This is a genomic window from Kitasatospora sp. NPDC127060 (assembly GCF_042724935.1).
Classification (GTDB): Bacteria; Actinomycetota; Actinomycetes; order Streptomycetales; family Streptomycetaceae; genus Kitasatospora.
Genome location: NZ_JBHXEG010000102.1, coordinates 19,939 through 28,806, shown reverse-complemented (window position 1 = coordinate 28,806; position 8,868 = coordinate 19,939). Strand labels below are relative to the sequence as shown.

10 protein-coding genes and 3 tRNA genes are annotated in these 8,868 nt (G+C 72.6%); 2 read left to right on the top strand and 11 right to left on the bottom strand.

The genetic code is table 11. The features are described 5' to 3' along the window. Positions 1-53 precede the first annotated feature (53 nt). The 5 genes from ACFWIS_RS36145 to ACFWIS_RS36125 all read right to left on the bottom strand — a co-directional run bounded on the left by ACFWIS_RS36145 (position 54) and on the right by ACFWIS_RS36125 (position 3,768). On the bottom strand, positions 54-845 hold the full coding sequence (locus ACFWIS_RS36145) for a class E sortase (RefSeq protein ID WP_380461670.1): 792 nt from the start codon (positions 843-845) through the stop codon (positions 54-56). Positions 846-883: 38 nt separating this feature from the next. After that, a complete protein-coding gene (locus tag ACFWIS_RS36140) occupies positions 884-2,029 on the bottom strand; it encodes a class E sortase (protein ID WP_380461669.1) in 1,146 nt (381 codons plus the stop codon). Between the two features lie 5 nt (positions 2,030-2,034). Further along, positions 2,035-2,697 (bottom strand): aminodeoxychorismate/anthranilate synthase component II, encoded by a 663-nt coding sequence (locus tag ACFWIS_RS36135; RefSeq protein WP_380461668.1) that lies wholly within the window; start codon positions 2,695-2,697, stop codon positions 2,035-2,037. 54 nt (positions 2,698-2,751) lie between these two features. Continuing rightward, positions 2,752-2,931: a hypothetical protein gene (locus tag ACFWIS_RS36130; protein WP_030278236.1), complete on the bottom strand. Its 180-nt coding sequence runs from the start codon at positions 2,929-2,931 to the stop codon at positions 2,752-2,754. A gap of 78 nt (positions 2,932-3,009) precedes the next feature. After that, positions 3,010-3,768: a DUF881 domain-containing protein gene (locus ACFWIS_RS36125; RefSeq protein WP_380461673.1), complete on the bottom strand. Its 759-nt coding sequence runs from the start codon at positions 3,766-3,768 to the stop codon at positions 3,010-3,012. Between the two features lie 173 nt (positions 3,769-3,941). On the opposite strand from ACFWIS_RS36125, the gene crgA reads away from it, so the two are divergent. Further along, positions 3,942-4,190, top strand: a complete 249-nt coding sequence (gene crgA, locus ACFWIS_RS36120) for a cell division protein CrgA (protein ID WP_188303014.1) — start codon at positions 3,942-3,944, stop codon at positions 4,188-4,190. Between the two features lie 351 nt (positions 4,191-4,541). On the opposite strand, the gene ACFWIS_RS36115 is transcribed toward crgA, so the two are convergent. Beyond that, positions 4,542-5,462 (bottom strand): rhomboid family intramembrane serine protease, encoded by a 921-nt coding sequence (locus tag ACFWIS_RS36115; RefSeq protein ID WP_380461667.1) that lies wholly within the window; start codon positions 5,460-5,462, stop codon positions 4,542-4,544. Between the two features lie 204 nt (positions 5,463-5,666). Here ACFWIS_RS36115 and ACFWIS_RS36110 point away from each other — a divergent pair, with 204 nt between their 5' ends. After that, a complete protein-coding gene (locus ACFWIS_RS36110; RefSeq protein ID WP_380461666.1) occupies positions 5,667-6,371 on the top strand; it encodes a DUF5324 family protein in 705 nt (234 codons plus the stop codon). Positions 6,372-6,436: 65 nt separating this feature from the next. Here ACFWIS_RS36110 and ACFWIS_RS36105 read toward each other — a convergent pair. The 5 genes from ACFWIS_RS36105 to ACFWIS_RS36085 all read right to left on the bottom strand — a co-directional run bounded on the left by ACFWIS_RS36105 (position 6,437) and on the right by ACFWIS_RS36085 (position 8,756). Beyond that, a tRNA-Ala gene (locus ACFWIS_RS36105) sits at positions 6,437-6,509 on the bottom strand. Positions 6,510-6,677: 168 nt separating this feature from the next. Then, the gene (locus ACFWIS_RS36100; protein WP_014137031.1) at positions 6,678-6,806 is read right to left on the bottom strand and encodes a DLW-39 family protein; all 129 of its coding nucleotides are present in this window, start codon (positions 6,804-6,806) and stop codon (positions 6,678-6,680) included. A 324-nt stretch (positions 6,807-7,130) separates the two neighbouring features. Continuing rightward, a tRNA-Ile gene (locus ACFWIS_RS36095) sits at positions 7,131-7,204 on the bottom strand. Between the two features lie 85 nt (positions 7,205-7,289). Beyond that, positions 7,290-7,366 (bottom strand) — tRNA-Ile (locus ACFWIS_RS36090). A gap of 16 nt (positions 7,367-7,382) precedes the next feature. Further along, positions 7,383-8,756, bottom strand: a complete 1,374-nt coding sequence (locus ACFWIS_RS36085; RefSeq protein WP_380461665.1) for a class I SAM-dependent methyltransferase — start codon at positions 8,754-8,756, stop codon at positions 7,383-7,385. Positions 8,757-8,868 lie beyond the last annotated feature (112 nt).

Below are 8,868 nucleotides of genomic sequence, written 5' to 3'. Positions count from 1 at the left end.
CCGTCGCGGTGATCGCGACGGGCCCTCGGGCCTTCCACCGGGGGCGCTGCGGGTCAGCGCAGCTCCGGCGGCGGGGTCCGCTTGGCGTCCATGCCGTCCACCCGCACCAGGCTCCCCCAGACGGCCATCCGGTACCGCGAGGTGTACACCGGCGTGCAGGTGGTGAGGGTGATGTAGCGGCCGGGGGCGGTGTAACCGGAGCCGACCGGGACGGGCGCGACGATGCCGGTGTCGTACTTGGACGTCTCCGGCAGGGTGTTGTCGACCTTGTAGACGTACCACTTGTCCTTGGTCTCGACCACGATCGCGGCGCCCCTGTGGACGGCGTCCAGGTCATGGAACTTGGCGCCGTGGCCGTCCCGGTGGGCGGCCAACGCGAAGTTGCCCGCCTGGTCCCACGGCATCGCGGCCTTGTAGGGCTGCTCGTACACGCCCGCCACGCCCTCGTCCAGGACGTCGGTGGAGGTGCCCATCCGGATCAGCACCTGGAAGTCCCGGCCCATCGCCGGGACGTGCAGGAAGCCCACGTCGTCCCCGATCGCGGGCGGCGCGACGACTCCGCCCGGCCCGGCGGCGGCGCCCGTGGGGCCGGGGGTCGGACCGGCCGCCCAGGAGCCGCGCAGCTTGTCCGAGGCGTCCGCCGCGGAGCGGTCCGCCTGCACGTTGGTCCACCACAGCGAGTAGGCCACGAACAGGCCGAGCACCAGGCCCAGGGTGATCAGCAGCTCGCCGAAGACGCCGAGCGCGGCCAGCGCCCGGCTCCGGCCCTTCCGCACCGCCCGTTCGGGCGGGGGGAAGGCCTCCCCCTCCGGATCGGCCGACCGCGCGGTCCCGTCGTCCTGCATCTGCGCTGCTCCCCCTCCGAAACCGGGCCTCCGGGCGGCTACCCGCCCGCGATCGCGGCCGGCTTGCCCTGACTGCGCGGTCGCTCCTCGGTCATCTTGCCAAAGAGGATGAGGCGGTACTTGGAGGTGAACTCGGGGGTGCAGGTGGTGAGCGTGATGTACCGGCCGGGGCCGGTGTACCCGGAGCCGTTCGGCACCGGCTTGATCACGCTCACGTTGCTGGGCGGGGTCTGCGGGATGCCCCCGGTGATCTCGTAGGTGTAGTACCCGGCGGCGGTCTCGACGACGATCTTGTCGCCCTTGCCGAGCTCGTTGATGTAGCGGAACGGCTCGCCGTGGGTGTTGCGGTGGGCGGCCAGCGCGAAGTTGCCCGCCTGGTCGCCCGGCATCCCGGTGCCGGGGTAGTGGCCGACCAGGCCCTTGTCGAGCACCGCCGCCTTGTCGGTGCCCTCGGCGATCGGAAACTTCAGCCCCAGCTTGGGCAGGTAGATGATGGCGAAGCCCTTGCCGGGGGCGAACGCCTCCGGCTTGTTCGGATCCGCGGCGGGCTGGCCCGCGCCGGGCGGCTGGGCGTCGAACTGCTGCTCCAGCTGGTCCCGGGCACTGTTGGCGGCGGCGTCGGCCTGCACGTTGGTCCACCACAGCTGGTACGCGACGAACAGCAGCATCACCAGGCCGAAGGTGATGCACGCCTCGCCGACGAAGCGGGCGGCCACCACCACGGCGGACTCCTTCGGGCGGACGCCACCGGCGCCCCGGCCCTTCGCCCGGCGCCGGCCGCCGCCCGCACGGACCGAGGTCCGGCCCTGGGCGGCCCGGCGGCGCTCGGCCCGGCCGCCGGTGGCCGGGACGGCCTCGGCGGGCGGCTCGCCGCCGTCGGCGGGCAGCCGCAGCTGGAGGGTCTGGTCAGGGAGCCACGGGTACTCGGGCCCGCCCTCGACGGGCTGCTCGGCCTGCTCGTACACGCCCCAGCCGTCCTCGGGCGCCCCCTGGACCGGCTGCTCCTGCGGGTACGGCCCGCCGGGCTGCGGGGCACCGTACTGCGGAGCGCCGTACTGCTGGGCGGCGGGCTGCCGGGTGCCGTACTGCGGGCCGCCCTGCTGCTGGACACCGTCGTACGGCTGCGGGCCGCCGTACGGGCCGGCCTCCGGCTGGTAACGCCCCTCCGGGCGCACCGCGGTCACGCCGCTCAGCCCCGGCCGATCACCGGGGCGAGCCCGGCCGACCGGTCCACGGCCTGCGGGAAGCCGCACTCCGCCAGCCAGTTGGCGAGCATCCGGTGCCCGCCCTCGGTCAGTACCGACTCGGGGTGGAACTGCACGCCCTCGACGAGCAGTTCACGGTGTCGCAGGCCCATGATCACGCCGCTCGCGGTCCGGGCGGTGACCACCAGCTCGTCCGGCACGGTGGCCGGGTCGACGGCCAGCGAGTGGTAGCGGGTCGCGGTCAGCGGCGAGGGCAGGCCCTCGAACACCCCGCCGTCCTCGTGCTCGACCGGCGAGGTCTTGCCGTGCAGCAGCTCCGGTGCCCGGCCGACCACCGCGCCGTAGGCGACCGCGATCGACTGCAGGCCCAGGCAGACGCCGAACACCGGCAGCCCGATCCCGGCGCAGTGGTGCACCATCTCGACGCAGACCCCGGCCTCCTCGGGCGATCCGGGCCCGGGGGAGAGCAGCACCCCGTCGAAGCCCTCCTCCCCCGCCCGGCGGACGGCGTGCTCGACGGTCACCTCGTCGTTGCGCACCACCTCGCAGGTGGCACCGAGCTGGTACAGGTACTGGACCAGGTTGAAGACGAAGCTGTCGTAGTTGTCCACGACCAGGATGCGGGGCGGGGTCGACTGGGTGGTCATGCGCGCGTGGTCTCCGTGGGATGCGGTGCTGGGGGGAAGTTCCGGGCCCGCCGGTCAGCCGGCCGAGGCGCCGTCGCCGCCGTCCACTGTGACGTCGCCGAAGGGGAGCAGCGGTTCCGCCCACGGGAAGACGTAGGTGAAGAGGAGGTAGACGATCCCCAGGATCAGGAGCAGCGAGATGACGGCCCGGACCAGGGTGTTCCCCGGCAGGTGACGCCAGATCCAGCCGTACATGGTGCTCCCTCGAGGTAGCGGACTGGGGTCAAGAGTAGACCCGGGATCAACGGCCGTGAGGCCGGTCCGCCCTTGCCGCTACTGCTGCCCGCCCGCCGAGCGCAGTTCGGTGGTGCCGGAGTATCCGGGCAGGGTCAGGTCCCCGCTCTCCTGGACCTTCCAGCCCAGGCCGTACGCCTGGACGTACTGCAGGTAGTTGCGGATCGTCGGGTCCGCGTCGACGGCCGACCGCAGGGCGTCCGTCTTCCCCACCGCCTTGACCACGTACGGCGGGGAGTAGACCCGGCCCTGGAGCAGCAGGGTGTTGCCGACGCAGCGCACGGCGCTGGTGGAGACCAGCCGCTGGTCCATCACCTGTACGCCCGCCGCGCCGCCCCGCCACAGCGCGTTGACCACGGCCTGGATGTCCTGCTGGTGGATGACCAGGTCGTTGACGCCGGGCTCGGGGACGCCGGGGATGCGCGCGGTGGCGTTCGGCGGGGCGTCGTTGAGGGTGACGGTCAGTCCGCCGCCCTGCAGCGGCTCCAGGGCCGCGCCGAGCCGCAGGCCGTCCAGTTGGGCCGCGTCGGCGGGGTCGTGGCCCTGCTGCTCGGTGAGCTGCTGCGCGCGGGCCTGGAGGTCGGCCAGCTGGGCCTGCGCCTGCTGGTTCTGCGAGCTGCGCTGGCGGATCACGTCGCCGAGGCTCAGCAGTGAGTTGTCGGTCCGGAGGTCGGTGCCGCGGGCGGTCTGGGCGCTGATGTAGAAGAGCAGACCGGCGAGCGCGAACACGGCGCAGGTCAGGGCACGGCCGACAATTCGGGTGCCGGAGCGGCGGGTAACGGCCTTCCCGGGGGGAATCGACAAATTAGTCACCGTACCCTTATCTCCTTGAGACCCGCCGAGCCACTACGCTAACGGACGCCGGTGGCAGCCGGGGGAGCGGTCCCAGAGCGCTCTCCACGTCCGTCCGTCGGCTCTCAACCCGCTGCACCTCTGCGCGGTCTCACAGCGCATCGACAGGAGAGCTCCTCGTGCCGAAGTCTCGACTCCGCAAGAAGTCCGACTACACCCCGCCGACCACGGCCGTGGTGAAGATCAGCTCGGGCCGTAGTTGGGTCGCGCCGCTGATGCTGGCACTGTTCCTCATCGGCCTGGTCTGGATCGTCACGTACTACGTGACGAGCGGCAGCTACCCGGTCGAGAGCTGGCGGAACTGGAACATCCTGGTCGGCTTCGGCTTCATCGCGGCCGGGTTCGGCGTCTCCACCCAGTGGAAGTGACGCCACCCGCGTCCTGAGGCTCGATTTCGGGCCACATCCGCCGCTCCGGATCGCGGGTCCCGGAGCGGCGGTTCGGCGTGCCCGGATCCGGGTCGCGGCACGGTCGGCCGCCCACCATCAGACAGTCCGACCATCACACTGTCAGGCTTATCCACATGGTTATCCACACTGGGGAAAAGTCCCCCCAGCCTGTGGATAACTTTCCCGGTCCGGACCGTCCACAGCTGTGCACAACCTCCCCGAAGGGCGGGAACCGCACAGCAGGACACGCGTAGAACAACAGTCCACAGCCGGGTCGACGCACAGCCTGTGCACAACCCCGCACCCGCTGTGGACAAACGTCCGGGGTCGTCAGGCGCCGTAGAGGGCCATCCCGGCCAGCAGCAGTCCCGCCTCCAGGGCCAGCGCCCCGACCAGCGTCAGCGCCTGGACCACGCCACGGCGCTCGCGCGGGGCGTACATCAGGCCGAAAGAGACCAGGACGCCGATCACCAGCCCGCCGATGTGCGCCCGCCAGTCGATGCTCGGCCCGACGCCGCCCGGGCCGCCCCTCGCCCCGGAGAAGGTGACCACCAGGTTGAAGACCAGGAAGGCCACCGCCGGGGCCAGCGGGCCGCGGTCCCGCAACTGCATCAGGATCGTGGCGCCGATCAGGCCGAAGACCGCCCCCGAGGCGCCGAACGAGTTCACCCAGTCGCCGGCCACCAGGAAGGTGAAGGTGCTGCCGCCCAGGCCGGCCAGCAGGTAGAGGGCCACGAAGCGCAGCCGGCCGAGCGCCTCCTCCAGCGGCGGGCCGAGCCAGAGCAGCACCAGCATGTTCAGCCCGATGTGCCACCACTGGAGGTGCAGGAACGTGGCGGTCAGCAGCCGGTACCACTGCCCCGGGCCGTCCGCGACCCCGTACGGGCCGCCGGCGTGCGCCCGCCCGGCGCTGACCAGGGCCCAGACCTCGCCCAGGCGCGGGACGAGCACATAGGCGGCCAGCACCCAGACGACCAGGTTGATCCCGACCAGCACCCGGGTCACCAGGCCGGCGACCAGGCTCGGCGCCCCGCCGAACCGGGTGGTCGCCCGCCGCGCCCCGGCGTGCCCCTCGCCGACGCACTCGGGGCACTGGAAGCCCACCGAGGCGGCCACCATGCACTGGGGACAGATCGGCCGCTCGCACCGGGTGCAGGAGATCCCGGTGGTCGTCCGCGGGTGCCGGTAGCAGCCGGGCGGCTCGGCCTCCGGGGCGCGGTCCGTGGACGGTCGCGGCTCGTCCGGGAGCATCAGCGGCTCCCCCTTCCCTGACCGGTCACCGAAGCCGCCAGCCTACTGCGGCGCCGCGCCCCGACGGCCGGCCTCCCGCCCCCGGCCCTCCCCCCGCGAGCCCCGCGTACGGCCCATCTCGGCGTGCCGCTGGACAAATCGGCATGCATGATCAGCATTCAGGTGGATATGTGCATATAGGACGCCACCCAGGAGGAGAGACTCGTGAGCTTTTCGGACTCGGCCCGTGAGACCGCCACCAGGACCCGGGACACCGCCGCACAGTTCGCGGACGGCGCCAAACAGCGCCTCGGGCCCGCCCTGGACGCCCTCGGCCCCAAGGCCACCCAGGCCGCCCACCACCTCCGTGTCCACTACGACAAGTACCTCGCCCCGCAGTTCGGCCACGCCTTCGCCAGCCTGCCGCCGGAGGCCCAGGAAAACGCCCTGAAGGCCCTCCACCGGGCCCAGGAGGCCGCCCTGGCGGCCCGTCTCTCCGCCGCCCGCGCAGCCGACCAGGCCCGCACCACGGTCGGCCCCAGGGTCGCCCTGGCGGTCGAGGAGGCCCGCGCGGCGGTCTCCCCGGTCGCGCACGAGGCCCAGTCCCGCGGCGCCGCCGCGCTGACCGCCCTCCACGGCAACGTCAGCTCGGCCGAGATCAGCGAACTGGCCGCCCGGAACGCGAAGCGGCGGCAGCGGTGCGGCGGCTGGTCCACCGGCCTCGTGGTGGTCGGGGTGCTGGCCGTCGGCGGCGGCCTGGTCGCCTGGCAGTGGTGGCGCCGGCACAGCAACCCGGAGTGGCTGGTCGAGCCCCCGGCCCCGCAGTCGCCCCAGCCGGCCGGCTCGACCGCCGCCCCGATGAACGGCGTCACCCCCGAGGACGCGGCCGGATCCGCGGAGCCGTCCGACGACGACCGCCCGCCGTCCTAGCGCGGGCCCGGAAACGCCGAACGGCGGCCGACCTGGGGAACAGGTCGACCGCCGTTCAGGCGCTGTGGAGCATAGGAGACTCGAACTCCTGACATCTGCCTTGCAAAGGCAGCGCTCTACCAACTGAGCTAATGCCCCTCGACGGCACGGCGCGTGCCGACGGGCACTAGCGTACCGGGTTCCGGCGTGATTCCGAGAGCCGTCCCCCTGGGGGAACCGGCCGGGCCGATCGAAGGAACGGGCCGACCGGTTCGGGAGGCGCGGTCAGCGCCTCCGAAGACCGTCGATCGTGCGATCGCCCGGGGCTCAGCGACCGGCCGGAACCGGGTCGGTGGCCTCGGTCCACAGGTCCTGCTCGGCGCGGTCCGCCTGGACCTGACGGTAGACAAAGAAGCCGCCGAGGGCGACCAGGGCGACCAGGAGGAGCTTCTTCACCGCGGGACCTCGTCCTTCTTGCGTTGGCGGACTCAAGAGCCGGTGCTCCGGCCGGACTGACCGGGCCGACGAGTCCAGATGTGTTTCGAGCGCGAACGGGCTGCCGGGTGCCAGACTGCCCTTGCGGCCGATGATACACACCGGTGTCCCAATCGTGACCAGCCACCGGTGCCGTCAACCCGGCGGTCCGGTCCGAGGATTGACGCCGCACCTCCTGTCGTACGGATCGTCCGCACGCGGTCCGCCCGGGAAGCCCTCGTCTGAGCCGGTCCACCGGGGAACGCCGAAGGGCCCGGAGTGATCACTCCGGGCCCTTCGGGGCGGTGGGCCTAACAGGACTTGAACCTGTGGCCTCTTCCTTATCAGGGAAGCGCTCTAACCGTCTGAGCTATAGGCCCTCGCTGCACACCAGAGCGTACCGGAAGCCGCCCGATCCGCGAAAACGCCGAAGGGCCCGGAGTGATCACTCCGGGCCCTTCGCGGTGGTGGGCCTAACAGGACTTGAACCTGTGGCCTCTTCCTTATCAGGGAAGCGCTCTAACCGTCTGAGCTATAGGCCCTTGCCGCACTGAAAGATTAGCGGACCGACCGCCGATCCCCCAAATCCGTTCCGGCCGGGGTCGCGGCGATGACCTCGGCGGCCGGGCGCACCAACCACTCCTCGCGGGTCGGCGGCAGGCCCGATCCGCCCGCCTCGGTGCTGCGGACGGCCAGGACCTGGTTGACGCCGATCCGGTTCTGCTCGAAGGCCAGCGCGGAGGCGGCCATGTACAGCCGCCAGACCCGGGCCCGGCCGAGGCCCACCAGCCGGACCGCCTCCGTCCAGTGCGCCTCGAGGTTGGCCACCCACTCGCGCAGGGTCAGCCCGTAGTGCTCGCGCAGCGCCTCGACGTCCCGGACCTCGAAGCCGGCCTCCTCCAGCCGCGCCACGGTGGACCCGACCGGGGAGAGCTCGCCGTCGGGGAAGACGTAGCGGTCGATGAACGGGCTGGTGCGGTGCGGCTCGCCCGGGTAGTCGGGGCGGCGGGCGATCTGGTGGTTGAGCAGCCGGCCGCCGGGGGCCAGCAGCCGGTACAGGCCGTCGGCGTAGACCCGGTACTGCTCCTCGCCGACGTGCTCGGCCATGCCGACGCTGGAGATCGCGTCGAAGGGGCCGTCGGTGATCTCCCGGTAGTCCTGGAGGCGGACCTCGACCCGGTCGGCCAGGCCGGCCTCCTCGATCCGGGCCCGGGCCAGCGCGACCTGTTCCTTGGAGATCGAGACGCCCACCGCTGTGACCCCGTAGTGCTCGGCCGCGTGCAGCAGCAGCGAGCCCCAGCCGCAGCCGACGTCCAGCAGCCGCATCCCGGGCCGCAGGCCGAGCTTGCGGCAGATCAGGTCGAGCTTGGCCTCCTGGGCGGCCTCCAGGCTCTTCGCCTCGGGCGTCCAGTAGGCGCACGAGTAGACCATCGAGGAGCCCAGCACGAGGCCGTAGAAGTCGTTCCCGACGTCGTAGTGGTGGCTGATGGCCGCACGGTCCCGGCCGCGGCTGTGCAGCCGCCCCTGGGCCCGTCGGACCTCCTCCGGGGGCGGGGTGGGCTCCGGGCCGACCGCCCCGGCCCGGAGGACGGCGGCGAGCACCCGGCGGCCGCCTGCGCCGAGGACCTCGCGCGGCCCGAGGGCCATGGTGCGGATCTCCGGCAGCTCGGCGAAGCGGGCGACCGCGGAGAGCGTCTCGTACAGGTCGGTGCCGGGGGCGAGGTCCAGGTCCCCCGCGACGTAGGCCCGGGCCAGGCCCAGCTCGTTCGGCTGCCAGACCAGTCGGCGCAGCGCCCGGCGGTTGCGCAGGACCACGGTGGGCGCTCCGGGCGGCCCGGCGACGCTGCCGTCCCAGGCCTGCACCCGCAACGGGATCGGGATGCCCAACAGCCCTTCCAGGGCCTCGACCAGTTGACCTGCGAGCTTCGCCACCGCGCGCCTCCGTCCAGCCGTCCTGCGGAACCTCTCCTGACCCGGTCGACCGACCGGGGCGGCCTGCGGCACTCCCAGGGGTGGGAACGGGCGGCGTCCAGCTAATCCCACC